Genomic DNA, 25750 nt, shown 5'->3' with positions numbered 1-25750 from the left:
CTAGTGGCCGCCTCGCTGGACTTGGGCTCCGGCAGGGATTTGCTTCCAAGCCTTTTCAAGTTCCTTTTCGGCAGGCGACGAGATCAAGCCGGCGGGTGCGTACATCTTCGATGGCACGGCAGGATCCTCGGTGCTGTTGCCACCACCGCTCTGCTTGGCCTTGGCGGTTGCGACAACAGCCGATACCAGCACGATGGCGGTCAGTACCAGGAAGACCACGGACAGCCAGCCCTGGACACCGGTGTTGCGGACCACGGCCTCCATGGCTTCGACGCTGCCCGCCGAGCCGAGGGAAGTCTCGCCATTGGCCAGAGCTTCCTTGTAGGCGTTGTGGTTGGCGAAGTAGCCCACCTTGGTATCTGCGGAGAAGATCTTCTGCCAGCTCGCGACGAAGGTGATCACCACGGTGAAGGCCAGCGGCAGAGCCACGACCCATAGGTACTTGAAGTTGTTCTGCTTGGCGATGATGGTCATCACCACGGCCAGCGCTATCGCAGCCAGCAGCTGATTGGCGATGCCGAACAGCGGGAAGAAGGTGTTGATGCCTCCCAGTGGATCTGTCACGCCGAGGATGAGGATGTAGCCCCAGCCGGCAACCATGATCAATGTGCACAGCCACACGCCCGGACGCCACGAGGTGTCCTTGAACTTCGGGAAGAAGTTGCCGATGGTGTCCTGCAGCATGAAGCGCGCAACACGGGTACCGGCGTCAACCGCGGTCAGGATGAACAGTGCCTCGAACATGATCGCGAAGTGGTACCAGAAGCCCATCATCGCGGTGCCGCCGAACCACTGGTGCATGATGTGCGCAATGCCCACAGCCAGGGTCGGAGCGCCACCGGTACGCGAGACAACCGAGCTCTCGCCCACGTTATTGGCAAGTTCGGTCAGCTGGTTTGGATCCAAGCTAACGCCGGCCAAACCCAGCGAGTTCACGAATGCCGCCGCGGTTTCCACCGTGCCGCCGGTAGCGGCAGCCGAGGAGTTCATCGCGAAGTAGATGCCGCGGTCGATGGAAATCGCTGCAACCAGCGCCATGATGGCCACCATGGATTCCATGAGCATGCCGCCGTAGCCCAGGAAGCGGGTTTGCTTTTCCTTCTCGACCAGCTTCGGGGTGGTGCCCGAGGCGATCAGTGCGTGGAAGCCCGACAGCGCACCGCAGGCAATGGTCACGAACAGGAATGGGAAGATGTGCCCGGCAACGACCGGGCCATCGGCACGGCCAGCGAACTCGGAGAAGGCCGGAACATCGATTTCCGGACGGACGACGATGATCGCCACGGCCAGCAGGCCGATGACGCCGATCTTCATGAAAGTCGACAGGTAGTCGCGAGGAGCCAGCAGCAGCCATACCGGGAGCACCGCGGCGATGATGCCGTAGATGATGATGGCCCAGGCGATGGTGGTGCGATCCAGGTGGAAGAACTCGGCACCCCACGCAGACTCGGCAATCCAGCGGCCGGAGATGATCGCGAACATCAGCAGCACGAAGCCGATGATGGAGATTTCCAGGACCTTGCCCGGGCGGATGAACCGCAGGTAGATGCCCATGAACAAGGCGATAGGGATGGTCAGGCCCACCGAGTAGACACCCCACGCGGACTCGCCCAGTGCATTGACGACCACCAGCGCCAAGATGGCGGTAATGATGATCATGATAGCCAGGGTGGCGATCAGGGCAGCGGTGCCGCCGATCAGGCCCAGCTCTTCGCGGGCCATCTGGCCCAGCGAGCGTCCGCCACGGCGCATGGAGAAGAACATGACGAGATAGTCCTGGACCGCTCCGGCCAGCACCACGCCCACGATAATCCAGATGGTGCCAGGCAAATAGCCCATCTGCGCTGCGAGGATCGGTCCAACCAGCGGACCGGCGCCTGCGATGGCGGCGAAGTGGTGGCCGAAGAGCACGCGGCGATCGGTGGGAACGAAGTCACGGCCGTTATTGACCGATTCGGCCGGGGTGGCCCGGAAATCATCGGGTTTGGCGATCTTGCGCTCGATGAACTTCGAATAGAAGCGGTAGGCAATCAGGTAGGTCGCAACAGCGGCGAAGACGAACCAGATGGCATTGATGGTTTCCCCGCGCGAGAAGGCGAGAATCGACCATGCGATTCCGCCGACCAGCGCGATGGCAACCCAGATGGCGATCTTGGCGGGGGTCCAACGCTTTTCTTCGCGTTCGGCAACCTCAGGATCGACACCCGCTGGTGGCAAGGTATTTTGGGTACTCAAATCGAGCAACCTCCTAGGAACAGTGCAAGTGATGTGCGCGACCAGCGGTTATTAGGCTAGTCACGCATTAATGACTACTGAGTCACCTTACAACTGGTTTCCCGCTGCTTTAAACCTCTATGACAACTTTTCCCGTATGTTCACCGGAATCGAAGTATTCGTGGGCAGCGGCCAGCTCCGGGAATCCAAAGGCCTTGGTGACGTTCAGTGCCAGTTTCCCCTGTTCCAGCAGCGGCATCACGCGGGTAATGGTCTGGCGAACGATCTCCGCCTTCTCATGCAGCGGGCGGGAACGCAAAGTTGTGCCGATGATCCGCGCCCGCTTGCTCATCAGCAGCCCCAAGTTCAGTTCTCCCTTGGCTCCGCCTTGCAGTCCGATGACTACCATCCGTCCGCCGACGGCGAGCGCCTTGACGTTCTCCCCCAGGTATTTGGCGCCCACGACATCCAGGATCAGATCCACGCCCCTGGCGTCGGTCAGTTCCTTGACGCGTGCAGAAAAGTCCTCTTCCCGGTAGTTGATCCCCTCGTCGGCGCCGAGGGTACGGCAGTAGTCCAATTTCTCTGCCGAGGAAGCGGTGACGATGACGCGGGCGCCAGCGGCTTTGGCGAGCTGTATGGCCATGGAGCCGATGCCGCCGGCTCCGCCATGGATCAACAACGCCTGGTCTTGGCCCAGTCCGCCTTCGATGAAGAGGTTGGAGACCACGGTGGCGGCGACTTCCGGCAACCCGGCGGCTTCGATGCTCGAAACCGTTTCAGGGATTTCGATGAGCAGTTCTGCCGGAACATTGACGTACTGCGCATACCCGCCAGCAGCGAGCAGGGCGGCAACTCGCGCTCCCGGTTTCCATCCGCTGACGCCATCGCCGATCTCCACGATGCTGCCCGAGACTTCCAGCCCGGGGATATCGCTGGCTCCGGGAGGTGGCGGATACACTCCCTTGCGCTGCTGCACATCCGCGCGGTTCAGTCCGAAGGCCTCGACCTTGACCAGCACTTCCCCAGCTGCGGGGACCGGCATTGGCCGTTGGACCAGTTCAAGGACTTCTGGCCCACCGGCACCGTTGTAGATATAGGCGTTCATAACGTCGTTCATGGCCTTCAATTCCTTTCAACAGGGGTTCATGCCGTATACTTTTTCGGGTTGGATGGTTGTCCGAGCGGCCGAAGGAGCTGGTCTTGAAAACCAGTAGGCGGCAACCCCGTCTCATGGGTTCAAATCCCATACCATCCGCGCTTTTCGAGTTTGGCGGGCTGATCCTTGGATCAGCCCGCCAAACTGCTTAATACTGCTCCGCGCTTAATCTTTCGTTGACGATCAGCCCCGCCAGGCGAGCCACTTCGTTCACTACGTTGGCTGCGTCTTGCAAGGTTCGGGCCGCGGGGTGGCGCAGGTCGCCCGCTTGCGCGGCAATAGCGGTCCCCCACTGCGCTGATGACAATTGCAATCCCAGCACGAATAGCCCGCGGTGCGCCAGCCCATCGCTGTTGACCAGACGGTATGGTTCACCGACCACGTCGAAACCGGATCCAGGCAGGCTTTCGCCTTCCGTGTTCTTCCAAGTGTGCACGCGCGCTACGTGATCTCCCAAGAGCTGCTTTATCAGTGCCGCGTTATTTTGCAGCACGCGGTTACTCGGCATCATCGCTTCGCACATGGTCTTCGCAGTGTGCACCTCCGCATCTACCCAGGGCGAGGATGCGGTGAACTGCTCGGAAACCTCGTCGAAGCCGAACTCCGGGTCCGGACCAAGGAAGGTTACGATCCCGGCGCGCGAGAGCGCCAGCAGCTGTTCAATGCGTTCGAGCGGCGGGCCTGAGGACAGCCCTTCGACCAGTGGCTCGAAGTGCGCTTGGATTTCTTCAATGCGCGACTGCTCGTCGATCACGCCGGAAGCAATCAGCTCCTTGACCAGCATGCGTCCGGCATTCATCGTCATGATGGCGCATGACAACGGGTCTTCTAGCCCGCCGGTGCTGTGCCGGGCATTGCCCACGAGGTAGTCGCGTACTGCCTGCTGGTATTGCTCATCGGAGCTGAACCCGAGTTCTTCAAATGGCCTTGCCAGCTTTGGCACATCGAGCCACTGCAACTGCGGGAACTGCCCGACGAACTTGCGCAGTTCGCTAAGCCACACTTGGCTTCCTTCATGGTGCTCCGCAGAGAGGATCGCTTCGAGCTGATCAACGAATTCTCGCTCATCGAGACCTTCCGGGGCACCATGCGCGCGAGCGCAAGTGCTGTAGTAGGCGAACAAGATGTCCCGGTGCAGTTTGGGCCAAATATGGCGTGAGAACACCAAGGAGGAGGCAGGGTTGGTGGCGCGTGCTTCGGCAAGGCGCCCGATGAGTTCCGGAGCGTCGAAGTAGCGTAGTTCAATTTCATCAGGAATGAACTGCTCCACTACTGGCTTGCCCCAGTAGGGGGTACCTCGGCGCGAAGCTACGATCAGTGCCGGCTCCCGGCCTGAGCCGATGTACTGCAGGCGATGCCCCGGCTCGGTGCTGGCCTCACGGAAAATCCCGCCGCGGCCTGCCGTCAGCTCGGCCATGCCGTCAAAGAAATTCAAGCCCAACCCGCGGATCAACGCAGGCTGGCCCTCCTTGAACTGGGAGTAGTCGAGGTCCGCTGGAACATTCGGTGGCAGGTAGGTGGCCCCGGCTTGGGAGGCAGCATCCTTGAGTTGCTTCTGCCATGGGTTCAGTTCTGCCGGCTGGTGGCCCAAGGCCAGCACCACAGCGTCAGCGGCCAGCTGACGGGTTTCGGCACCCTCCAGGTTACTGCGGAAATCGATCTGATAGGCGTTGCCGACGGGGCGGACCGCAACGACTTCTGCGGCTACATGTTCGATGCTGAAATTCTCGTGGGTGGCAAGTATCGCTGCGCTGCGCTCATACACGTGCTCAAGGTACTCGCCATAGATTGCGCGTGAGGGATAGGAGCCGGGTTCAATTTGCCCGATCAGCTTGGCATGCTCATCGGTGAGCTTGCGTCCATCGCCGCGCAGTGCGACGAACTGGCGAAAGCTCAACCCCGGTTCATCGCCCAACCGTTCGGGGGCCACTGTCGGAAATGATGACGGGGTGTTCATCAGGAAATGCTCCGACTGTTTCGGGTTCCACACGTGGCCGGAGCCCGGAGGGAACGGATCAAAGACCGTAACTTTCAGAACGGTGCCTTGGGCCGGGAGTTTCAACGCCAAGTTAGCGAGTCTTTCAACCACGCTCGTGCCGCGTGGGCCTGCCCCGACAAGGGCCAGGCTGAACTCGTTCTTTGGTGTTGCTATCTCGCTGTTCACTCCTCTAGGTTATTACCTTTGGAACAGGGCATGGGCCAGACGCATAGACTATGGCCATGACTGAGCATGATTCTGAGGTTGCAAGCGCTGATCCGTATTCCTGGCTTGAAGGAATTCACGACGAAACGGCACTCGAATGGGTGCGGGATCAGACCCAGCGTACCGAGTCCGAGCTGTACGACGACTCGTTCCATGCTACTGCGGAGCGGATCAAAACGGTTCTGGATGCCCAAGACCGCATTCCCATGGTGACCAAGCGTGGCGATCACTACTACAACTTCTGGCGCGATTCCGCCCATCGTCTTGGACTTTGGCGTCGCACCACTTGGAATTCCTACCTCAGCGACGACCCGCAGTGGGAAATCCTATTGGATCTTGACCTGCATGCGCAGTTGGAAGGCCGCGAATGGCATTTCGCTGGTTCAGCACTCCTGCGTCCAGCGGCCGGCGGCGCCTACCAGCGGGCCCTGCTTCGCTTGAGTCCTGACGGCGGCGACCAGGTGCGCATTCGCGAATTCGATCTGACCTCCAAGAGCTTCGTTGCCGGCGGTTTCGACCTTCCCGTTGCGAAGACCCAAGCCTCGTGGATTGACCACGATACGTTGCTTGTCGGTTCCGCCAGCAGCGAGCAGTTCACGACCCGTTCGACCTACGCGAAGACGTTGCGAAGGCTCAGCCGCGGCATGGAGATCGAAGAAGCGCCAATTCTCTTCCAAGTCGATAGAGAACATGTCGCAGCCTTCGGCTACTTCGATTCGTCTCCGGGATTCGAACGCGTGGTCACCACTGATGCCATCGACTTCTACAATTCCACTGCCGGTGTCCTCATCGACGGGGAACACCATCTGATCGATGTTCCGACCGATGTGCAGGTCAGCCTGCACCGGCAGTGGGTCCTCTTTGCTCCCCAAACCAATTGGGAACACCAGGGCCAGAAGATCGCTGCGGGTTCATTGGCTATCGCCCGGCTGGATAGATTCCTCGAGTCCGGCAGCATCGAGAAGGTTCTCTTCGTCCCGGATGCGCACACTGCGCTGGAATCACTGAGCTTTACCGCCAATTATCTGCTGCTCACCGTATTGCATGATGTGGCTTCGCAAGTGCGCATTATTGATCTCGCAGATCATTTCAGCCAGTCGGACATGCCGCTGATGGATCCAATGCTCAGCGTCTCGGTGGGAGCCGTTGATGATGAGGACCCGGAGCATGGCGATGACTATTGGATGACCATCACCGGATTCATTACCCCTACTACCTTGTTGCGCGGCACAGTTGGTTCGGCAGCAAAGGTCGTGAAGAAATCGCCGGATCGCTTTGATGCCGGTGGTTTTGAAGTCACCCAGCATTTTGCGACCTCTGCGGACGGCACCAGGGTTCCATATTTCCAGGTCGCGGCATCCGACTTGGTTCACGATGGGAAGAACCCGGTGCTGATGGACGGCTACGGCGGTTTCCAGCACAGCATGACTCCTGGCTATGCAGCCGCCATGGGCACCGGTTGGTTATCGCGCCGTACCGTTGAGGGCCGCAAACCGGTATACGTCATGGCCAACATTCGCGGTGGTGGCGAGTACGGGCCAGATTGGCATCGTGCTGCCCTGCGTGAAAAGCGCCATCGTGCCTACGAGGATTTCGCGGCCATCGCCCAGGACCTGGTGGCTCGCCGGGTGACGTCCCGCGCGCATTTGGCCGCGACAGGGCGTTCTAACGGCGGGTTGCTCATGGGCAATATGATCTCTGGCTACCCGCACTTGTTCGGAGCAATTTCCTGCGGCGTCCCGCTATTGGACATGCAGCGCTACACGCAGCTAGCTGCCGGCCATTCCTGGATTGCCGAGTACGGCGACCCGCAGGTTCCCGGGGACTGGGACTTCCTGCGGACCTTCTCCCCCGTGCATCGACTCACCGACCAGCCTCATCCAGCCAATGACTATCCGGCCTCGTTGATTTGGACCACGACTTCTGATGACCGTGTCGGCCCTTCGCAGGCACGCATCATGGCAGCCAAAATGATGGATCTGGGCATTGCCAATGTGCGGTACCACGAGCCACAGGGCGGTGGCCATGCCGGGTCAACGGATAACGAGTCAACCGCCAAAATGCTGGCGACCAGCTACGAATTCCTGTGGCGACAGGTGCGTTAGCTCTCTCGTTTTGGAACACGCGCCCATCTTCGGGTAGGCTAGATTCTGCTGGAAACAGCGGATGGACACGTGCCAGAGCGGCCGAATGGACTTCACTGCTAATGAAGGGTCGGGCTAAAACTCGACCGGGGGTTCAAATCCCCCCGTGTCCGCCAAAGGAAGCCCGGAAACTCAACGAAGTTTCCGGGCTTCCCCCCATTATCGGCGAAAATCCCCCCAAGGGCAGGTAGAGTCGATTCATGGCAAGCGTAGAACCACGCAAAAACAAAGACGGTAAAACCACCAGCTACAGAGTTGAGTGGACCGACAACGGCAAGCGAAATCGCATGTCATTCAAGTCCCAGGGCGAAGCTGACAAATGGAAAGCCCTGCTCGAAGCGGTAGGCGAGGACACCAAGCAAGCGGAGCGCGCCTTGCTCCGACAGTCCTCCCAGTCCCCCACTTTCGAAGAAGTTTCCAAGGGTCATATAGAGCGGCTTATTAACGTCCGCGAATACACGATCAAGCGATACAAGGGGTACATTCGAAACCACTTCGAACCCATATCCCACATCCCGGTAGACCAAGTAACTGAAGACGACATGATCCGCTGGATCAAATACATGCTCAAAAAGGGCAAGTCGCCAAAGACCATCGCAAATGTACACGGTTTCATTCACGCTGCTATGAACTCTGCTGTTCGCCGTCGCTTGCGTCCAGACAACCCATGCAATGGCCGGCTGCTTCCGCAGGATAGCTCCACCGAAGATAAGGCGATGTTCTTGTCTATGGTGCAAGTCAATCAGGTCATCGATCATTCCGTTCGATGGCACAAGCCAATGTGGTCCCTCCTTATTGGCTCGGGATTGCGCCTAGGGGAAGCGACCGCGCTAACCCCTGGAGACTTCCAACTTGATTCAGCGATTCCATCTGTACGTATCACTAAGGCGTGGCAAGAGACAGAATCAGGCTGGGTAGTGGGGCCACCGAAGACCAAGAAGGCACGCAGGACCGTCGCCCTAGCGCCTTCCACTGTATCGGCCATTCGGGATCGAGTTGAGTCAACCGCGCATGGCGATTACGTTTTCAGCATGTCTCCCGAAACGGAAACATTCCCACAGCACCGGCAATGGCTCGACGCTTGGTACGACGCTATAAAGGACGCGAAAACCAACGAAGAGAATCCCCTCAAGTTGGAGCGCCGTCCACGCATCCACGATATCCGGCATTCGCACGCGTCCATGATGATCGCTGGCGGAATGAATCTGTTCGAACTGGCGGATCGGTTAGGACACGAGTCAATCACAACTACGACTAAGACCTATGGCCACCTTGTTCCGGACGCTCACTTCCGAGCCGCTGCCATGGTGGAAACGGCACTGACCGGTAAGCCAGCAGAGATTGAAGCTGTCGAAATCGTTGATGAAGTAGCTACCACTTAAACAAAAATAGACCCCGCAGAAACGATTCTGCGGGGTTTATTTATTGCTCGTCTTGCTGTTCTACTTCTAGTTCGTCCCACCATTGCCGGATTTTGGGGTCTTGGTAGGGGCCGAGGTTTCCGTACTGATCCATAAGGCGAATTCTAGTCGCGCTTCAACTGGGGTTGGTAATCGATCATTTGGTCTTGGTTCTCGTGCCAATAGTGGTCGTCTTCGGTTGTGACCCATGCTGAGTCTTCGCGGCGGATTCGGTGACACGAGTTGGCGGGTATCCAGAGTGTTTCTTTTGCGCCGTTATCTACCCAGCCGAGTTGGTCTTTGATTCGGGCGATCATGAGCATGTCACCTTTCCAGCCTTGAGCTTGGGCGTGGAATAGTTCGCCGCCGTGGTTTACCTCCACGTAGGGGTATCTGTTGGTCTTATATCGGTAGAAGCCTGGCTGGCTTGGTTCCTCGTAGTAGTCCACCTAATGATTGTCTCTTAACGCAGAAAAGACCCCACCTCAATGCGAGGTGGGGTCTTTTTGTGTACGTGTGTGCACTTTCGTCAATGTGCACAAACCTACACATTATGCCGGTTCGCAACCAGCAACCCGATTCCTGGGCTGATAGTTGCGCGAACGGCAAGATGCTACCTATTCGGCTACATGCTTGCCGGGGTCGTCCTGTGACGGTACAAGCCAGCCGGCGATGATAACCAGCAAAGTAGTTACCGCGCCCTGCACTTCGCCGGGTGCGTCAATTCCGAATCCGGTGAGGACCCAGAAGATGATCGTGGTTAGCGCTGCTGCTCCTGCTGCCGCGCCGGTCACTGGTCCTACAGTACGAGATGCCATTTACTTCACTCCTAGTTTCTTGAGGGTCTTGGGGCCTGCGAGCCCGTCTACAGCGAGTCCTACACGGCGTTGGTAGTCGCGGACGTTGGCGGCGGTCTGGTCGCCGTAGTAGCCGTCTACGGTCTGCTTGGTGTATCCCTCGTTGCGGAGGGCTTGCTGGACTGCTTTGTTGAGGGTGAACGCCTTCTGGGTTACAGGGCCCCAGTTTCCGTCCTGCACGAGGTTGTGGTGCTTCTGGAAAGCCTTCACCGCCGCTTTCTGCATTGGGCCGTTCACGCCGTCGATGACCCCGACTTTGAGGCCCATGGTTTTGAGCGCGGTCTGAATCGAACGGTTTTCGTCAGTGCCCTTAGCCTTTGCTGGCTTCGGCTTGCTGACTGGCTTAGGCTTGGACGCTACAGGCTTCACCGAGCCGCCAGAGTATCCCCAAGCCCCTGCACGCTCAGCACTCTTGCTGTGCTTGATCGACACGTGAATGTGCTGAACGTGTGGGTTCGAACCGGTGTAGCGGCGCTTAGCGAACGAAGACGCACCGTAGATGCTGTGGTTGTAGATGAAGTAGTTCACGCGGGAATCGTTCTTCAGTACAGACATCAGCTTGTTCACGTCGATGTCGCTGATGTCTACGTCGATAGCACGGACAACACCACCTGCCGAGTAGTCCGGGTTGTGGTCAGATTTGCGGGCACTATGGCTCAAATCCCCCACCCATCCGTCGGACTTCTTGTCACGGCCTGGATGTGCTGCGTCAATCTCGTCGCGCAACTGCTTCAACGAGGGCGCTAGATAGTAAGACATGCTTGCCACCTTTCGGGCATGAGGGAAGCCCCGCCACACACCATGACGGGGCAAAAGGAAAAGACCGCTAACGGCGGTCAGTCGATATGGACATTAGGGCGTGGAGGAGGATGCTCAGACTGGCGGTAATGCTGCCAACGGCTAGTCAGGTCATCCCAAGCAGCAGTGAACAAGCGGACAGCATCACGCAGGGTGCGGATCGTTTTGTCCTGCTCCCGGATATGCGTTTCTAACGAGTCCACACGCCCAGTAAGTTTCTGTCGTGCATCCCGTTCAACCTTCAGGTCTTCACGAAACTGGGCGAGGTCGGTACGCAACGACTCAGCATTAGCTAACGCCATCTGTTGCGACTTCTCCGCCGCCACAATTGCAGCGTCCTTCTGCTCTACTGGTTCTTTACGTCGTGCGATCCGGTACTGCCAGAACCCGACACCACCCACGGCGGTGAGGATGCCGACGATGAGCGCAACAATCAGTTCGGGAGTCATTGTTCACCGTGCACTTCCGCGATGTCTTTGCGGGTGGTTTCTTCGATCTTCTGCACGCTGATGACACGGATAACGCAACCGATGCCGAGCATGAGCGGGATGCCCCAGGAGAACACGGACCCGATGTAGCTGTACCCTACGGTGAGTGCGTAGGTGATAAGTCCGCCGCTGGAGAGCATCCAGCCGAAGCGTTCTAACGCCCATCCGTGGTCTACCTCGTTACCGGGCCAGTTCAACCCGATAATTGCAAGCAACCCGCCTGCAACAAGGAATATTGCTACAGCGACGGCGACCCAGAACGGGAACTTGTCTATGCTCTTCGACGGCACAAACACCGGTATCAAAGCCGACAAGATAACGATCGTTCCGAACACGACACTGATAAACGCAACAGTCGTATCCAGCGGGTGAACCAACAGCCTGTCCCACCACGTCGGCGGGTTGCGGGACGGCTGAAAAACATGAGTAGGCACGAGGCCTCCTATAGGTCTATAACGTTTATGCAACGTTTGGATAGTTGGTGCGGCAACACTTGAACCAACATGATTCAATTAGTCACGAAGCACTACTACAAATGGGGAAACATGCCTGTAGAAACAACCCGCGCCCGCCTTCTCATGGAAGTACCGTTCACCGATCAATTCGGCAAGGTGCGAGAACTCCCAGTAGGCACAGTCGTAGACACATGGGAATCAGAAGTCGGCGAACCAAACGCCTCCTACAACGACGGGAACTTCAAGTTCACCGGCGTCATAGAAGGCGTTCAGTACACCACCGATGACTAGCCCCACACTTCAACAAGGCGTAACGTCACCGAATCTGTCGCGTTAGTGGTCAACCCGGCCAACCTGACAAACGAATCCGTATCAGTTAGGTTGGCAGTGCGTGCAGCAAATGTGCGGTCATTTGGCGCGCCTTCAACATCGAGCGACGAAAACACCTTCTGGTTGTTCCCGTCCGCCGAGCACACAACTTCCCAAATTGCCGTGAAGTGAGCGCCGCTAGGAGTGCCAGCAGGAATCGTCACGTCAGTCATGTAAGTGCCCGCTGTCCGATTGAGGATGCGGAATGGTGCAGCCAACGCATTATTGACCGTCCCTCGCACAACTACATTGAACCGCTTGCCAGCAGTAGTGTATCGATGAGCCTTTACCGCACCGGTGAAGGTGTGGAACTCGGTTTCTGTAGTAGGCCCTACTAACTGCTTATCCGCGTATGACGCTGCAACAGTTACCAGCGGGCGGTGTCCAACATTAGTTGTTCGCGCCGTTGAAGAGTCCGCCCAGCCCCACACACTGAGTTCGGTGCCTGAACCGGACGTAAAGAACTCACGAGTGTTCGCGTCGGCTCCGGTTCCCCACTTGATCCCGCCTTCATTGTGGATCTCAGAGTTGATGTTGGCATAGCCGAGCCCGTTGCGTTTCAGGCTGATCGACTTCACATTGGTAACACAGTAGCCGTTCATTTCCACACCGGTCAGGCAGTCCTCAACGTTCAGGTAATCGAGGTGGCCTACACAGTTTTCTTTCGCTTGGAACCCGACTTCACAGTTCCGGATAGTCATCTGCGCTTCGTTCGAAGCAACATTGTTGAAAGAACGAGTGACGTGGAATAGTTCTTGGATTCCGTTAGTCACCATGTTTTGAATGAGGCCGCCTGCCACGTAGTAGCGGCAATGCGAGTTGATAGCCAGGCCAACACTGCCCACGCTCTTCCCGTCGGCATGGAAGTTCCGCAACCATAGATAAACGTTACGTCGAATATCCGCTGCGATTGAGAACCCGCCCTGGATTTTAATATCTTCCAGCCAGAACGCCGCCCCATCTTCGGCGGTAATGCCTGAAGTGGCGGAGGTGTCCGCGTCGTAATCGATGATTGCCGTGGGTGCAATCGGATGCCCGACAGATGGTCCTACGATGCGTAGGAAGTCATCCTGAGATTTGCCCCGCGAAAGGGGCATCCTAATCCCGCCTTTGTAGGTTCCTGCTCCTACGTCGATGATGATTGATCCTCTGAGGATCGGCCCTTCACGGTCGATTGACGCTACGGCAGCACGAATTTCCCTGAACGCGTCCGTGGTACTCGTGCCACCATTCGAGTCGGACCCGTCAGCACGAACATAAATACGGCGCGTGGTGCCACGAGTACCGTACTTGGTTTCTTTGCCTGCGAGGGCAGTGTTGACGGCTGTGGTGTCCGCTTTTTCTGCGAGGGCAAGTTCGACAGGTATGCTTACCGGCTTGTCCGTGTCAGCAGTGTTATCCACATTGGACAAGCCGACCAGGGTTTTGTCTGCGTCAGCCCATTCGGTGGCGGCACCGTCCAGTGTTTTGCGGACTACTTGCAGTGATTCGCCACCAGCAGGGATACCCTCACCAGTGTCGCCCTTATCGCCCTTTTCCAGCGTGATGTTGAGGACGGCGTGCTGTTCATCGCCAACGTTCACCACACCAGCCGAGGGTCCGGACACCACATCACCAATTTCGAGTGTGGCCGCTTCACCATTGAACACACCGTTATCAGCGTCCTCACGGATCGACTGGGCAATGGCCTCAGCACGCAACACGGCTGCTTCAGCCTGCGGGAGACTGTAACCGGGCGAAGACGGCACCTTGGCAACCTTCGTCAGGTCAACAGTCTCCCCAGACGGCAGAGAGAAGCCATGTGCCGGGATCGCCAGCTTGTATCCGTTGACCGGTTCAAAAATATAGGTGACGTCCCAAGTCCAATTCTGAACCGCCAAATCAGGATCATCCGTCGCGATCAGCCGAACCCCACGATATTGCGGTTCCAACGTCCCAGGGAACGGAGTGCACAAGAACCCGTCCGAATCCAGCACACCCACGATAGGGACCTGCATGATCGTTACCGGGTACGGATCAGCAGTGGGGTTCGGCAGGTAGGCGACAGATTTCGTGAAAACGATGCGCCCCTGAACAGGTACCGCATCCGGTTCCTGGTCAGGGTCAACACCATCGACAATATCGGCGATATACCGGCCAGTGACCATGCCTGTGTCAACGTTGGTTGGAAGTCCCAAAATACCCTCCTAGGGCATAACAAAAGCCGCCACGAAAATTGTGACGGCTCAGAACGGAATTGGTTTACGGCTGATCTGGCTTAGGTCGCCCGGAGAGGATCGCGGCAGCAACCATATGTTGCCCAGCAGTATTCAGGTGCGTGTTGTCGCCCGAGTTGTATTTCGGGTCGAGAACGTCAGCACTGTTAGCGACGGCCTGGGCGCGCACATGGCACTGGAGAATGTTCTTCGGCAACGTGTACAGCCACGAGTTGAATGCGCGCCGCGTGTCACGAACGCTGATCGTCTCGTAGGCTCGCGGGAACACGTCCGTCGCTTCAAACGTGTCCGACAAATGAAGGCGAACCCAATCAGCGAAAGCGTTGAATCGAGCCTGAAGCACAGCCAGTGAGTTCTCGCCGTAGACATCATTCGATCCAGGGTTGCCGATCACCTTGTCAGCGCGGGCGATGGTGGAGAACTTGCCACGGACATAGTTGTTCGCGCCCACCCACGAATCCAATGTGGTCCCAGACTGGCCCAATAGTGCAGGGATCGCCCCGTGCGCTTCTGCGTGCCGCCAGCCCCACACATCACGCAAAGGATGATCCGTGTTCAAGCCAGTCTCAGATGACGAGCCAGGGTAGACGTAGAAAGGAACTTCAGGTGGCGCTTCCAGCTTCAAATACACATCCAAGGGAGTGTACTGTGACCACTGGTTCGATACCGGCGACGTAGACCCGGCGCCAGCAGGCAGCGTGCCCAAGTAGGAGCCGCCGATGCCCATATGGTTCGGTGTGCCGCCCGGTGTTTCGTAAGCGTACGACAGGATGTATTCGGCGTTAGCTTCAAGCTGATAGTGGATATCGGTGATCAGGTAGCGTTCCGATGTCCCCGTACCGTACTTCACCGGCAACCCGAGGTTAGTCGGCGATTCAGCGAATTGTGCGGTGTAAGTTCCATCCGGGTTCTTGAACCGCTTGCCAATGTAAACGCCTTTGAAATCCAGTGCCCCGAAGTTAGTTGAACTACGGTCGTTGAAGTTCTTGAACGCCAGCTCCCACGAGTCAATCGTGCGGAACAGTTTCACCGGGATCCGCACGTGACGGATCGGCTCAGTATCGGTCAAGGTCGGTGCCCCGGCCATCGACAACCCATGGAGAACGGTGCGGTACGCCTTGTCTGTGCGCTTCCAGTCCGTGCGATTAGAAGACGTGCTAGACACAATCTTTTCGAAGGTGCGCCGTGGAGCCTGGTATTCAGTCCAGACGATCTTGGAGCCACCGCTGGCCATCGGCTCAATCTGTGCGAACGCGGGACCATCGGAACCCGCAGGACGACCGGTCACTCCTTGCGCTGCTGCCGCCGTAATGAACCGGTACATGCCCACAAGGGACGTGCCCAACCATTCGTCAACGTTCAAAGAAGGAAGTTCAGAGGTAGGGCGGTAACGTAGCGAATCAGCTACACCCTCACCCTTATCGCCCTTATCACCCTTCTGACCCTTGATGTTCGAAACCAGGACCACGGATTTTGCGAGTGCCATGTTTACACCCCTCTGTAAATGTTGTCAGTGTTCTTGCCGTTGAGATTCAGCGGGTCATCCGGGTCTGATTGCCACCAGAACTGTCCTACTTGGAGGTTGTCTGGCCGGGTCAGTGACATCATGACCAGGGTCAGGTTCGGCAGTGATCCGCCCCAACCGCCCTGGGGAGGTCCGAGCACAATGTAGTTGCCGATATGCCCGCCAGATGTTGGTACACGGATCTGCCAGTTCGGGAAGTCCATCTGCCCGCCAGCGCCGTCCACCCACTCAATGCGCAGCGTGTAATAGCAGTCATTGAGCATCACCGTTGTCGCGGTCAGGTTCGCTGTGAAGTCACCGTTGGAAGCCGGTGCGACCCTGACCTCAGCGGTAGCGTGAATCGTGCCCGGAGTAGTCGTTGCAGCCTGAACCATCGCCTCATTCGGGCGGAACACCAACACCCCTTGACGGTTGGACAGAGCCGCACCCACAAGGTCTTTCAGGCTTCCTGTAACAGCAGGCATCCGGCCTCCTTAACTAGAAAACCCACCGTGCTATGCGGTGGGTTGAGTTGCGTATTTGAGTTTTGCGTTGGCTTGGGTGAGCGCGAATTGCGTATCAGCTAACGCCTGCCGGTACTCGCCGATCACATGTTCAGCGAGAAACACCTGCTTCTCTAGTTCCGTGATGCGCCCTGTTTCGTCTTGCTCTGCCATTTGTCGGCTCCTTGAATTAAACTGTGGACATGCGCCCTAAACTTTTTGCTGTACTCGCCATATCCGCCGTCGCACTTGTAGGGTGCTCAGCAGCAGCTCCCGCCAGTGAACCGGCACCGACCGGGGTCCAGGCAAGTGCGCCGGTACAAACTGCCGTTCCAGAAGTGGTCGAAACCCCAGCGCCGGAAGAAATGTTCCTTGACTCGCTGAATGCCACATTTGACGGCAAAGAGTCCCAAGTTGATAAGAGCGTTCGCCACAAGATGAGAGATTCATATATCTCCGAACGCGGCGAAGAATACTGCGAGCTAGTTGAATCAGGAAAGCCAGTCGAGCCAATGACCGACACCTCGCTGAACATCGATTACGAAATTGAGAACCGTATCTTGTCCAGCGCCCAGACTTTCCTTTGCCCAAGTAACTAGGCAGGGGCCCAGGAAGTTCGATAGATGCGACCATTTCCATCGATATATAGGTTCGGCACGAACCCACTTCCACTTGCTTGAGGTAGTCCAGTGGCGAAAATTTGGCTAGAAATTCTAGTGGTAGCCGCGTTTAGCTCAACAACTGGCCCATCAAGGCGCACTCCAATTGTGTTGTTTAGCAATGCCCCAAACTGACCTGATGACAGTGACCCATTTAGGAAGTTGATCTGACCTCCGTTGGCAGGCTCAATTTCTAGGCTTCCTGCTTTGATCTTGCCACCAGTCGTCACGTTCAAATCGTTCTTGAGTGTCGTTACACCTTCGACTGAAAGTGTCCCCTTTGTTGACATCGCCCCGGTAACGTCGAGCTTGCCCGAGATCGTTGAGTCTCCCTCAATGGAGAGTGTCCCGGTGATTGTGGTGTCTCCACCGATGTCCAGTACCCCGTCCAAAGTGGTTGGCCCGGTGACGTTCAGCTCGCCGGTAATGTTCGTATTACCGCCGATAGTCGTCGTACCCGTAACGTTCAACGGACCAGTAATCGCAGTGCTGCCGGACAAGTTGATCTGCCCGGAGGCGTTCAACGTACCCGTTACTGATAAGACACCAGAGACCGTTGCTGTTCCTGCGACACCCAACAACCCATCAATATGAACGTTCGAGCCCTCAGCCCAATGCGTCGAACCACGCTCAACCACCGTTGATGCGAGGTCTGTTTTAGTGCCGTAAGTGCGTACCTGCCGCTTCCGCTCGTTCACCTTATTGCTTGTAAGGTCATTCAGCTTAGCCACAATCAACCACCCTTCGGCTGGAACTCAAGAGTCACAAAGTCACTCGAAATATCACCCGAATACTTGATGACGCGCCAGTCACGCCAACCAGTAGTGAAATACGGATCATCGCGGATATACCAGTGAACATTCGTGCCAGGGCGAAGATCCCACATGCTCCCCAAAACGGGCGAATCGAGCTTTATCTGGCAGCCCGCTTGTCGAATAGCCCCATTGTTTGCGACCAACGCTGAAGCGGCATGATCGTAAAGCTCGGGCCCTTTCTTGATGTTCTTGAACTGCTCTTGGCGTTCCATCGCTGGGTAATCGGCAATGTTCGCTGACTGCGACTCACGCACGAGAAGACCAGGACTTTTCGCTGTTTTCTTGCCCTGCCCCTCACCAATTGCGAACATCTGCGTGGCCACAGCCTGCGCGTTAGTTTTGATCCACAACCCCTTGGCAGGTGCCTGGTCAGCACTGAAGTTGATTTCAATATCGTTCAAGGTCAACTCACCAGTTCGCACAGTGAACCGAACACCACCAGAACCGTTCCATTCAGGACGGAAATCAATGTCAGGGCCATCCGTAAGATCCATGATCTCTGTCATGGCATCCATGAGGGTATCCAAGTTGTACCCGTAATAGGTTCTCGACCGCCCTCCCGAGTAGTCATCTTCATAGACCATCGGAATGTTGCGCCCAGATCCTGACACGGCGAGCTGAACAAGGCGTTTGATAATGGTGTCGTACTCAAGACCGGAGAACGTCGTCTCCCAGTTCACAATGTCTTCAGTGCGCACCGCACTAATTAGCCGTGCATCGAACAATGACCAAATATCGTTGTGCGTCACGCTGAGCTTCTGCGAGTCTCGGTCGTAATTCGCTTCCCAGATGATCCCGGCATAAACAACCACGTCATCATAGTCAACGACGATCATTCGCTGCCCAGGATAAAGCTCCGTGAGGTTCGCATACGCCGCAACAGCAGGATCTCCGAGGTTGAAAGTCGCGTTACCTCCCGACCCGCCGTTCATCGTCCTCGACCAGCTACAGGAACTGGGAAACAGTTCGATCCGGCCAGCCCACGTCTTCGTTGAAACACTCCATACACGGTAACCCGCCATTAGATCCGCCCATCAAGACGAGCACGAATCGCCGCAACGTAGGCACCGAAGTGAGTTTTCGAGCGAGCCCCAGGGATCCAGCCGGCCCAATCAGCTACTACGTACCCACGAAACGAGTCCCGCTCAACCTTGTGACAGCGAATTGAGCGGAGCCAGCCAATAGAAATGCTCATGATCGCTCCTAAATGTAAGTGTCGTTGTAGCGGACGGTGATTGACCCGTAAGATCCGGTGCCGGTGCTGATCGACATGTTCTGCGCCGTACCAGGATTGACGGGCGAAAAATTCGCCGTACTTAGCCCTCCCCGCACGACCGAACCGCCAGCGCGAAGAATGCCAGTCCTGAAATCAATCTCATGCGGGCTGGACGATGCGATAGCACGCGTAACCACAACCTGCCGGCCATTTAGCGTGAGGGTATAACCGCTTGAAGACGAAGCAGAAACCGTCACCACAGGCCATGCAGGAACCGTCCCACGATGAAACAAAGAAGCCGCATCAGAAGTGTTCCCAGTGACCGCATACGACTCGCCATACTTGAACGGGTCGCCAGCTTTCAACCTGATCTGGAACCGTGAAGCATCCAACGTGTGAGCCGTCCACGACGTACCCAAAGACCTCACGTCGGCATACCGCGACAGCCCCGCATCAGTAACCACTAGTTTCTGACTTGTCAGCTTCGCCAAACTGTTGAACCGTTCCATCGCCGAAACAAGCTCTCCACGCGACCGATGGAACAGAATGCCATCCACAGTGACCATTCGGGGCCCGTAGTTCACCTGCCCCTCGAAGTCACCATCAGATAAGGGTCGAGCTTCACCGCCGCCCTTGGATTCCGGTGCTTCATACCAGCCGGTCAACTTCTCCACCACCCACTGACCGGAACGATCCTGACCATGAAGAATCTGATCACCAAGAAGAACCTGTTTTATCGGCATTAGTCACCAGCCCTCTAAATCGCACCCATTTGACGAAGCTCAGTGAACATTCGTGCGTTGGACTCTTGAATAATTTCCTCAGTGTCATTTGCGTGGATCTCCTGCTTGACAGTCAAACCTTCACCGCGCATAGCAGGATCAACCGACGCAGCAGCGCGAGAGGATGCAGTAGGAACAGCCGAAGCCGTAGCGCCGATACTCGCGTCAAGGTTCGGGTCGATACCGTTCTGGATCATCCACGAAACATCAGACAACGTAGACCCAAGCGCCGGCATCGAGGATTCAATACCCTTGCCCAAGCCATCCATAATCCAACCGCCAGCGGGAACCAGCAGCGCCAAGTCGTACGCCTTAGGGCCCTTGTTATCGGCGATCCACGAACCGATACCACCAACGAAGTTCTTGACCTTGTTGAACCCATCAGTGAGGCCGTTCAAGAAGCCCTCAAGGATCTGCTTGCCAGCGTTCACCAGCAGGCTGCCCAGATCACCTAGAGCGCTGAGAATGGCTCCTGGCAGGTCGCCGAAGAACTGCTTAGCGAACTCAACAATGCCGTTCCAGATGTCCACAGCGACTTGGCTGATGCTCTCCCAGAACACGCCCCAATCGCCACGCAGCGCAGCAGAGAACGCGGTAATGACCCCGGAAATAATGTTCAGCACAGTCGTGATCACCGTTTGGATCAACCCAAACACCACAGTCACAATCGGCATGAGCGCAGCAAGTACACCCTGCAAAATAGGGCCCAACGCTTGAATGACCGGTTGCAACGCCGCCATCAACTGACCCATCACACCTACCAATGGTGGGAGGATCGTAGACCACAACTCAGTGAACAATGGGATGAGGAACCCTGCCACCTGTTGCACCAGCGGAATGACCGCCTGCAACAGTGTGGAGATGACACCAGCAATGTTGAAGAACAGTGTCTCAAGCATCGGCAACACAGGTAACAGCGACTGGAACAGCAACCCCATCGGAGACAAGCTCGTAACCAGCTCAATAACCTGCGGGATGATCGGCGCAAAAATATCACCAAGGATCCCAAGTAGAGGCCCAGCAACGGCACCAATCTGGCCGAAAATTTCAGGAATCTTCTCAAGCGCAACCGGAATTGCAGTCGAGGCCCACGCTCCGAAAGACTCCATAACAGGCTTCAGGGAAGTGTTGATTCCGTCAAGCACGGGGATCAGTGCGTTAGCGCCCTGCCCGACAATTCCCAAGAATGGCTTCACCAGCGTCTCGCCAATGCGATTCATCGCCGCCGAAGTATTAGCCATCGCGCCACGGAATGTATCGCCCGATTTGAGCGCGGCTCCACCCATGCCCTTTTCCATAGCGTTCTGGAAAGTGGCAAAGTCAATCTCGCCTTTGGAGGCCATCTTCTTGACTTCAGCGGATGATTTGCCAAGCTCATCCCCGAGCAACTGCAAGATTGGAATGCCACGGTCGCCAAGCTGAGCCAACACGTCGCCCTGGATCATGTCTGAGCTGGCAACCTTGTTGAAGATTGCGCCCATCTCGCCCATCGAGGAACCAGCAATAGTGGCCCCATCGCCCATGAGCTTCAGAGTTCGCTCAAGTTCTTTGCCGGGCTTTACCCCAGCAGCAACAGCCCCAGCAGCAACAGCAGCAGCATCGCCGAGGCCGAAAGCAGTACCCTTGACCGAAGCACTGGCGTTGTCCATAATGCTAGTTACGGCATCCGCTGAGTGACCAAGGCCCGCAAGCTTCGCCTGAGCATCTTCAATGTTAAGGGCACGGGAAATGCCGCCTTTGATGAATGCAGCACCGGCTAGAGTTGCCCCAATTCCAGTTGCTAGTTTTGCTACTCCGGCAATACTTGGGGAGAAACCACCTAGGAAACCCTTTCCGGCTTTCTTCCCCGACTTATCCCCAACACCGCCAAGCTCCGACTCAATACCGGAAGTCATGCCCTTCGCCGTAGGAATGATCGTGACCCACGCCTTAGCGATCTCGCCGCCATCAGCCATACCGCCACCACCTTTCGGGCATAAGAAAAGACCGCCCACACACGTGGACGGCCTCCCCTAACTACTATTCGGTTACAACATTCGGGCTGCCATCGCCCCACCATGCATCCCACTGATCCATCGGGATAGCACCACGGCCAATACGATCCGTATTATCTTTCGACCACGGACGTTTGATCGGCTTCGGACGATCCCTGCCCCGCTGACCAGCTTTCGAGTTCTGCCAAATCAGAATGTTCGTCGCATCCAACAACCCGGCCAAAAGGTTCGGCACAAGCTCAGGACCAGTCCACGCCGCATACTCAGGATTCTTGAACCTGTAATGTGCTGAGTCAGAGCCGAGATGCTTGATGAACGCGAACAACGCACCCCACGACAGCTTGTAAGGCACATCGGATAACTGCCACCCACAGCGCATGAGGTCAGCCTGAATCGCTTCAAGCTCACCCTTCGGCAGGGATAACAGCCAAACTATTTTGGGAACTCAACCCCAGTGAACGAGAAGTATGCACGGCTGAAATCTTCCAACTCCGAAAGCTTCAAATTCAACGTGTCCGCAATATCCTGGGGGAAACCGGAGCGCAACATGCGCAACAGTGCTGCCGAAGCCTGCAACCCATTACCTGATTCCTCAGCCTCAGCAATAGCCAACGCCGCATCAGCATCCGGATCGAACACCACATCACGCGGAATGCGGATCACCGAACCAGTCTTGGAATGGAAAACAAACGGCTTATCCTCGGGGAGCTTCTGCTCAACCTGCGGACGGTTACGATTCTTGTTCTTATTACTCACTGGGCGCTCCTAAAAGTTTATTGGGCACAAACTATGGTTAGTGAACCTGTGCGGGGCAGAGCGCCCACCCATCCCCGCACAGGAGTAAAGAAACACCGGTCAGGCAGCCTTCTCGGTGTAGATGTAGATCTTCTCGCCAACAGAATCGACAAGCGCACGAACCTGAATCTCCAACGGGGTCTGCTCGCCCTTACGGAAAACAAGCTCACCCTGCGACTCAATCGCACCGTTAGGAATCACCACACGACGCTTGCGATCCAAATCCTTCATATTGAACAGCCAGCCACGGTTACCAATCTCCTTCGAGTTGATCCGCACCGTAATCTCAGTCGCGCCGTCATCAACGTTCTCCGCACCGAAGTAAGCCCGCAGCCCCTCGACAGTCCAAGAAATGATCGTGAACGTCAAGATCGAAGAATGCTCAGTCAACAGCATTCGAACATCATCAAGGTTCCAGTCGCGGATCACCTCAACGCCGCGATCAGTTTCAATCGCTAGACCATCTTCGGAAACATAACCAATATCCTCAGCAGTGGCCGGAAGGACTGCCTCAGTGGTCGTCGGCGTATCAGTTGCATTGGCGTCGAAGGTGTACGCGTACCCAACAACACCAGCAACAGTGGATCGGTCAGGCGCGCCAATTAGCACATCATCAGTAGTAGTCGCCATCTGGCGGCCTCCTTAAATTAAGAAACCCGCACATGGCGGGTATGAATAAGAGAGTTGAACTGCCGTCGAAACAAATCCGGCTTGTCAGGATGAGGAAGATTGATAGGCAAAGTGGACTCAACGTCATAGAACTGGGCATCACCAACCAGGCGGCAGTCCAGATCCTCAACCAACGCCCACACCTGATTAGCAAGATTCACCGCCAAGGCTTCACGTTCCCCATAGCAGTCAAAAACCACACGAGGACGACCAGACACCAACGTCGCCTTAGAACCACCAGTAGTGAACAACACAACCTGGTTCTTAGCCGCGCCAAGCTTCGTAGCCACAGGAACACTCAGGCGCGACTTCAGATACTCGACCAACACAAACTCAACATCAGCAGGAGCAAGCATCAGCCACCACCCAAAGCCTTGAGAAGCGTCGCATTACGAGCATTATCGTTATACGCAGCCCAATCAGTTGCCGCAATAAAAGCGTGCGCACGATTACCACCCGTACCCCGAACAGCCTCATAACCCCGGCCAGACGGAACCCGCTTCTCAGCCTCATCCATCACCGCGTCACGAACCTCAACACTAGTAAGCAACGCCCGAACCTCACCAGAAGAAAGTTTCACCTTCACACGCTTAGCCATCACACCCCATCCCGACGACGCTCCAAGCGAATGCGCAAATGATCTACACGCATCCCAAACTTCCACGGCTGAGGCTCGCCCATGAGGATGAACTGACCAGATGTAGTTGGTAACTCAACCCGGAACGACTCGACAGGCAAAACCGTTTCAGGAGGAAGATAAACCGTATAGTCAGCAGTCAAAGAATCAGCATGCTCAAAGTCCGCCCCACCATTTCCAGGCTGAACGCTACAACCAGTAATAGTAGAGCGGACCGGATCAGACCAATCTTCGACAGTTTCGCCTCGTTCCTCAATGAGGACAGGGGTCAAAATGTTCACTGACTGTCTAGCGAATCGTGGCAACATCAGTACTCCCAGAGCGGATATCCGCCAGTCAAATCAGCGCCACATGAACAGTACGTCGCGCCGAACGCGAGATTGCACCACGGCTGATGCTGAGCACCAAGACCGCCCGCGACCTGCACACCAAACGCCGACTGCTTGCCGCACCCAAGGGATTTCTTCTCCTGCTTCGTTAAGTAAAAGTCACCAGTAGGGTTCGATGCAGAAAACTGCATCGAAACTCCGCCGGCAGTCTCAGACATAGACGAAACGCCCGAAGGTAAGCCCTGCTCCATTGATCGACGGACAACCGCACAAACGATACGCCTGCGCGTAGCCTCAGCCGCATTCCCAGCCGATGGGCACACGTCTAAGATGTACTGAGACGCATCCTCTAGCAGGACCTCAGCATGAGCTTCACCGCCCACCGGGAAATCTGGCCAGCGTGCCTTCAGGTCGTCAACAGTGGCGAATGGGAACGGTATAACATCGGCCATAACCGCCCCCTCAACTAGTCGTCAGATTTGTTTTTTGCAGTACGCCGCGAAGGCGATTTAGCAGGCTCCGCTTTAGGCTTGTCGGCAGGAACCCACTCACTACCCAAACGGGAAGCAGTGGATTCCTGCACAGACATGACAGCCCCGGTCACCTTGTTACGAAGGCGAACCATGTTTAGGCCTCTGGGACCGCATCAACGATCTTGGCGAAGTTCTTATTCAGCTCGGCAATGCCCCAACCGTAAACAACCTCGGCACGAACCGCGATCTGGTTGTTTCGCTTCAAGTCGCCGCCACCGTCAGGGTCACCAAATCGGATAACTTCAAGACCAATGGACTTCTGAACGCCCCATCGAACAGCCGAGAAGTCACCGACAACAGACAGCAGGTTAGATGGAGTAGTTGCAACACCAACAGCGCCTACAGTCTTCGAAGTCGCAGCACGCAGACCCTCAAACACGGAATCTTCATTAGCGAAATTGAAGTCCGGGTAAAGCTTCTGTCCGGTAGTATCAACGCGCTGACCGGCGATCTTCGCAGCGAATACAGGGTCAAGCGCCAGGCCATTAGGAACGCCACCAGCAGCCAGGACTGCAGCAGTCGCTGCGTCAGTGGATACGTAAGGGCGGTCAGCGGCAGCGTACTCAACAGAATTGGTGGTGTTCACCAAGCGCTGAGTCATCGCAGTAACAGGGTCGCCAGTAAATGGGTTGATGCCGTGGATTACACCGTAATCCAGGGCGCGAGAAAGGGCCGGCTGAATCTGTGCCAGCACTTCCTCAATAACACCCATCTGGTGATCCTCATCAGCCCACTGAACTTCCTCAGTGAAACGGATAGTCTTCTGGAACTTGAACGGGTCAACAGTCTGAGTAGTCGAGGTGACAGTGGACGAAGACTTGTTAGCACCTTCGCCAACGTACTCAGCTTCACCCGAGTCGAAGACGAACGCCTCGCCCTTACCGAACTTCATCGGGGTCGAGCCTGAAAGCTTAGAAATAACGGAACCCTTATGGATGTTGTTCACCCAAGGGGTCAAAAGCTGAGTTGGAATGGTCAGCGAACCAGTAGTCAAAGTAGCCATTGCACGGC

28 protein-coding genes and 2 tRNA genes are annotated in these 25750 nt (G+C 56.4%); 6 read left to right on the top strand and 24 right to left on the bottom strand.

Features of this window, described 5'->3' with window-relative positions:
* Window positions 1-2235: a carbon starvation CstA family protein gene (locus tag ACIP6G_RS17980; RefSeq protein WP_400291610.1), complete on the bottom strand. Its 2235-nt coding sequence runs from the start codon at window positions 2233-2235 to the stop codon at window positions 1-3.
* Window positions 2236-2344: 109 nt separating this feature from the next.
* Window positions 2345-3322, bottom strand: a complete 978-nt coding sequence (locus ACIP6G_RS17975) for an NAD(P)H-quinone oxidoreductase (RefSeq protein WP_400291626.1) — start codon at window positions 3320-3322, stop codon at window positions 2345-2347.
* 62 nt (window positions 3323-3384) lie between these two features.
* On the opposite strand from ACIP6G_RS17975, the gene ACIP6G_RS17970 reads away from it, so the two are divergent.
* A tRNA-Ser gene (locus tag ACIP6G_RS17970) sits at window positions 3385-3472 on the top strand.
* 49 nt (window positions 3473-3521) lie between these two features.
* Here ACIP6G_RS17970 and ACIP6G_RS17965 read toward each other — a convergent pair.
* A complete protein-coding gene (locus tag ACIP6G_RS17965; RefSeq protein ID WP_332488268.1) occupies window positions 3522-5537 on the bottom strand; it encodes an FAD/NAD(P)-binding protein in 2016 nt (671 codons plus the stop codon).
* Window positions 5538-5593: 56 nt separating this feature from the next.
* Between ACIP6G_RS17965 and ACIP6G_RS17960 the strand changes: the two genes are divergently transcribed.
* The 3 genes from ACIP6G_RS17960 (at window position 5594) to ACIP6G_RS17950 (ending at window position 9102) form a co-directional block, all read left to right on the top strand.
* Window positions 5594-7681, top strand: coding sequence for a prolyl oligopeptidase family serine peptidase (locus ACIP6G_RS17960; RefSeq protein ID WP_365945922.1), 2088 nt, complete (start codon window positions 5594-5596; stop codon window positions 7679-7681).
* Between the two features lie 63 nt (window positions 7682-7744).
* Window positions 7745-7836 (top strand) — tRNA-Ser (locus ACIP6G_RS17955).
* Between the two features lie 84 nt (window positions 7837-7920).
* Complete coding sequence (locus tag ACIP6G_RS17950; protein WP_365945921.1) at window positions 7921-9102, top strand: tyrosine-type recombinase/integrase; 1182 nt, start codon at window positions 7921-7923, stop codon at window positions 9100-9102.
* Window positions 9103-9245: 143 nt separating this feature from the next.
* Here ACIP6G_RS17950 and ACIP6G_RS17945 read toward each other — a convergent pair whose 3' ends face one another.
* From ACIP6G_RS17945 to ACIP6G_RS17925, 5 genes are all read right to left on the bottom strand, one after another.
* Window positions 9246-9569, bottom strand: coding sequence for a hypothetical protein (locus tag ACIP6G_RS17945; RefSeq protein WP_365945920.1), 324 nt, complete (start codon window positions 9567-9569; stop codon window positions 9246-9248).
* 168 nt (window positions 9570-9737) lie between these two features.
* On the bottom strand, window positions 9738-9938 hold the full coding sequence (locus ACIP6G_RS17940; RefSeq protein WP_400291607.1) for a hypothetical protein: 201 nt from the start codon (window positions 9936-9938) through the stop codon (window positions 9738-9740).
* Window positions 9939-10736, bottom strand: coding sequence for a peptidoglycan-binding protein (locus ACIP6G_RS17935; RefSeq protein WP_365945918.1), 798 nt, complete (start codon window positions 10734-10736; stop codon window positions 9939-9941).
* Between the two features lie 77 nt (window positions 10737-10813).
* Complete coding sequence (locus tag ACIP6G_RS17930) at window positions 10814-11224, bottom strand: hypothetical protein (protein ID WP_365945917.1); 411 nt, start codon at window positions 11222-11224, stop codon at window positions 10814-10816.
* Entirely contained in the window at window positions 11221-11697 is a 477-nt protein-coding gene (locus ACIP6G_RS17925) for a hypothetical protein (protein ID WP_365945916.1), read from the bottom strand. Before ACIP6G_RS17925 ends, ACIP6G_RS17930 begins: the two co-directional genes overlap by 4 nt.
* A gap of 111 nt (window positions 11698-11808) precedes the next feature.
* Here ACIP6G_RS17925 and ACIP6G_RS17920 point away from each other — a divergent pair, with 111 nt between their 5' ends.
* Complete coding sequence (locus tag ACIP6G_RS17920) at window positions 11809-12009, top strand: hypothetical protein (protein WP_400291604.1); 201 nt, start codon at window positions 11809-11811, stop codon at window positions 12007-12009.
* On the opposite strand, the gene ACIP6G_RS17915 is transcribed toward ACIP6G_RS17920, so the two are convergent.
* The 4 genes from ACIP6G_RS17915 to ACIP6G_RS17900 form a co-directional block, all read right to left on the bottom strand.
* Window positions 12006-14264: a hypothetical protein gene (locus ACIP6G_RS17915; protein ID WP_365945914.1), complete on the bottom strand. Its 2259-nt coding sequence runs from the start codon at window positions 14262-14264 to the stop codon at window positions 12006-12008. The genes ACIP6G_RS17920 and ACIP6G_RS17915 overlap by 4 nt on opposite strands.
* Window positions 14265-14328: 64 nt before the next feature.
* The gene (locus ACIP6G_RS17910) at window positions 14329-15789 is read right to left on the bottom strand and encodes a hypothetical protein (protein WP_365945913.1); all 1461 of its coding nucleotides are present in this window, start codon (window positions 15787-15789) and stop codon (window positions 14329-14331) included.
* 2 nt (window positions 15790-15791) lie between these two features.
* Window positions 15792-16292, bottom strand: coding sequence for a hypothetical protein (locus tag ACIP6G_RS17905; protein ID WP_365945912.1), 501 nt, complete (start codon window positions 16290-16292; stop codon window positions 15792-15794).
* A 30-nt stretch (window positions 16293-16322) separates the two neighbouring features.
* Window positions 16323-16484, bottom strand: a complete 162-nt coding sequence (locus tag ACIP6G_RS17900; protein ID WP_365945911.1) for a hypothetical protein — start codon at window positions 16482-16484, stop codon at window positions 16323-16325.
* 29 nt (window positions 16485-16513) lie between these two features.
* Between ACIP6G_RS17900 and ACIP6G_RS17895 the strand changes: the two genes are divergently transcribed.
* Window positions 16514-16909 (top strand): hypothetical protein, encoded by a 396-nt coding sequence (locus ACIP6G_RS17895; RefSeq protein WP_365945910.1) that lies wholly within the window; start codon window positions 16514-16516, stop codon window positions 16907-16909.
* On the opposite strand, the gene ACIP6G_RS17890 is transcribed toward ACIP6G_RS17895, so the two are convergent.
* The 12 genes from ACIP6G_RS17890 to ACIP6G_RS17835 form a co-directional block, all read right to left on the bottom strand.
* Window positions 16906-17700 (bottom strand): hypothetical protein, encoded by a 795-nt coding sequence (locus ACIP6G_RS17890; protein WP_365945909.1) that lies wholly within the window; start codon window positions 17698-17700, stop codon window positions 16906-16908. The two genes, ACIP6G_RS17895 and ACIP6G_RS17890, sit on opposite strands and share 4 nt — an antisense overlap.
* 2 nt (window positions 17701-17702) lie before the next feature.
* Entirely contained in the window at window positions 17703-18620 is a 918-nt protein-coding gene (locus ACIP6G_RS17885; protein ID WP_365945908.1) for a hypothetical protein, read from the bottom strand.
* A 367-nt stretch (window positions 18621-18987) separates the two neighbouring features.
* On the bottom strand, window positions 18988-19743 hold the full coding sequence (locus tag ACIP6G_RS17880; protein WP_365945907.1) for a hypothetical protein: 756 nt from the start codon (window positions 19741-19743) through the stop codon (window positions 18988-18990).
* 14 nt (window positions 19744-19757) lie between these two features.
* Complete coding sequence (locus ACIP6G_RS17875) at window positions 19758-21737, bottom strand: tape measure protein (RefSeq protein WP_365945906.1); 1980 nt, start codon at window positions 21735-21737, stop codon at window positions 19758-19760.
* 64 nt (window positions 21738-21801) lie between these two features.
* Complete coding sequence (locus tag ACIP6G_RS17870) at window positions 21802-22128, bottom strand: DUF5361 domain-containing protein (protein ID WP_365945905.1); 327 nt, start codon at window positions 22126-22128, stop codon at window positions 21802-21804.
* 80 nt (window positions 22129-22208) lie between these two features.
* Window positions 22209-22532: a hypothetical protein gene (locus tag ACIP6G_RS17865; protein WP_365945904.1), complete on the bottom strand. Its 324-nt coding sequence runs from the start codon at window positions 22530-22532 to the stop codon at window positions 22209-22211.
* Window positions 22533-22631: 99 nt separating this feature from the next.
* Complete coding sequence (locus ACIP6G_RS17860) at window positions 22632-23201, bottom strand: hypothetical protein (protein ID WP_365945903.1); 570 nt, start codon at window positions 23199-23201, stop codon at window positions 22632-22634.
* A gap of 17 nt (window positions 23202-23218) precedes the next feature.
* The gene (locus tag ACIP6G_RS17855) at window positions 23219-23596 is read right to left on the bottom strand and encodes a hypothetical protein (RefSeq protein ID WP_365945902.1); all 378 of its coding nucleotides are present in this window, start codon (window positions 23594-23596) and stop codon (window positions 23219-23221) included.
* Window positions 23596-23838 (bottom strand): hypothetical protein, encoded by a 243-nt coding sequence (locus ACIP6G_RS17850; RefSeq protein WP_365945901.1) that lies wholly within the window; start codon window positions 23836-23838, stop codon window positions 23596-23598. Before ACIP6G_RS17850 ends, ACIP6G_RS17855 begins: the two co-directional genes overlap by 1 nt.
* Window positions 23838-24158 (bottom strand): hypothetical protein, encoded by a 321-nt coding sequence (locus tag ACIP6G_RS17845; RefSeq protein ID WP_365945900.1) that lies wholly within the window; start codon window positions 24156-24158, stop codon window positions 23838-23840. The genes ACIP6G_RS17850 and ACIP6G_RS17845 overlap by 1 nt, the downstream gene beginning before the upstream one ends.
* 26 nt (window positions 24159-24184) lie before the next feature.
* Window positions 24185-24658, bottom strand: coding sequence for a Gp19/Gp15/Gp42 family protein (locus ACIP6G_RS17840; RefSeq protein ID WP_365945899.1), 474 nt, complete (start codon window positions 24656-24658; stop codon window positions 24185-24187).
* 175 nt (window positions 24659-24833) lie between these two features.
* Complete coding sequence (locus tag ACIP6G_RS17835) at window positions 24834-25742, bottom strand: hypothetical protein (RefSeq protein WP_365945898.1); 909 nt, start codon at window positions 25740-25742, stop codon at window positions 24834-24836.
* Between the last annotated feature and the right edge of the window lie 8 nt (window positions 25743-25750).

The sequence above is a fragment of the Glutamicibacter sp. NPDC088483 genome, assembly GCF_044753145.1.
GTDB lineage: Bacteria > Actinomycetota > Actinomycetes > Actinomycetales > Micrococcaceae > Glutamicibacter.
The sequence above is the reverse complement of the archived record's forward strand: the minus strand, read 5'-3'. Positions and strand labels throughout refer to the sequence as shown.

Bases quoted from the DNA above. Each gene is read 5' to 3' on its own strand.
- ACIP6G_RS17835 (WP_365945898.1), bottom strand. From the start codon at position 25,742: ATGGCTACTTTGACTACTGGTTCGCTGACCATTCCAACTCAGCTTTTG.
- ACIP6G_RS17855 (WP_365945902.1), bottom strand. From the start codon at position 23,596: ATGCTTGCTCCTGCTGATGTTGAGTTTGTGTTGGTCGAGTATCTGAAG.
- ACIP6G_RS17975 (WP_400291626.1), bottom strand. From the start codon at position 3,322: ATGAACGCCTATATCTACAACGGTGCCGGTGGGCCAGAAGTCCTTGAA.
- ACIP6G_RS17930 (WP_365945917.1), bottom strand. From the start codon at position 11,224: ATGACTCCCGAACTGATTGTTGCGCTCATCGTCGGCATCCTCACCGCC.
- ACIP6G_RS17885 (WP_365945908.1), bottom strand. From the start codon at position 18,620: ATGATCGTCGTTGACTATGATGACGTGGTTGTTTATGCCGGGATCATC.
- ACIP6G_RS17860 (WP_365945903.1), bottom strand. From the start codon at position 23,201: ATGGCGACTACTACTGATGATGTGCTAATTGGCGCGCCTGACCGATCC.
- ACIP6G_RS17920 (WP_400291604.1), top strand. From the start codon at position 11,809: ATGCCTGTAGAAACAACCCGCGCCCGCCTTCTCATGGAAGTACCGTTC.
- ACIP6G_RS17960 (WP_365945922.1), top strand. From the start codon at position 5,594: ATGACTGAGCATGATTCTGAGGTTGCAAGCGCTGATCCGTATTCCTGG.
- ACIP6G_RS17880 (WP_365945907.1), bottom strand. From the start codon at position 19,743: ATGCCGATAAAACAGGTTCTTCTTGGTGATCAGATTCTTCATGGTCAG.
- ACIP6G_RS17900 (WP_365945911.1), bottom strand. From the start codon at position 16,484: ATGGCAGAGCAAGACGAAACAGGGCGCATCACGGAACTAGAGAAGCAG.
- ACIP6G_RS17950 (WP_365945921.1), top strand. From the start codon at position 7,921: ATGGCAAGCGTAGAACCACGCAAAAACAAAGACGGTAAAACCACCAGC.
- ACIP6G_RS17875 (WP_365945906.1), bottom strand. From the start codon at position 21,737: ATGGCTGATGGCGGCGAGATCGCTAAGGCGTGGGTCACGATCATTCCT.
- ACIP6G_RS17850 (WP_365945901.1), bottom strand. From the start codon at position 23,838: ATGGCTAAGCGTGTGAAGGTGAAACTTTCTTCTGGTGAGGTTCGGGCG.
- ACIP6G_RS17935 (WP_365945918.1), bottom strand. From the start codon at position 10,736: ATGTCTTACTATCTAGCGCCCTCGTTGAAGCAGTTGCGCGACGAGATT.
- ACIP6G_RS17910 (WP_365945913.1), bottom strand. From the start codon at position 15,789: ATGGCACTCGCAAAATCCGTGGTCCTGGTTTCGAACATCAAGGGTCAG.
- ACIP6G_RS17895 (WP_365945910.1), top strand. From the start codon at position 16,514: ATGCGCCCTAAACTTTTTGCTGTACTCGCCATATCCGCCGTCGCACTT.
- ACIP6G_RS17940 (WP_400291607.1), bottom strand. From the start codon at position 9,938: ATGGCATCTCGTACTGTAGGACCAGTGACCGGCGCGGCAGCAGGAGCA.
- ACIP6G_RS17840 (WP_365945899.1), bottom strand. From the start codon at position 24,658: ATGGCCGATGTTATACCGTTCCCATTCGCCACTGTTGACGACCTGAAG.
- ACIP6G_RS17905 (WP_365945912.1), bottom strand. From the start codon at position 16,292: ATGCCTGCTGTTACAGGAAGCCTGAAAGACCTTGTGGGTGCGGCTCTG.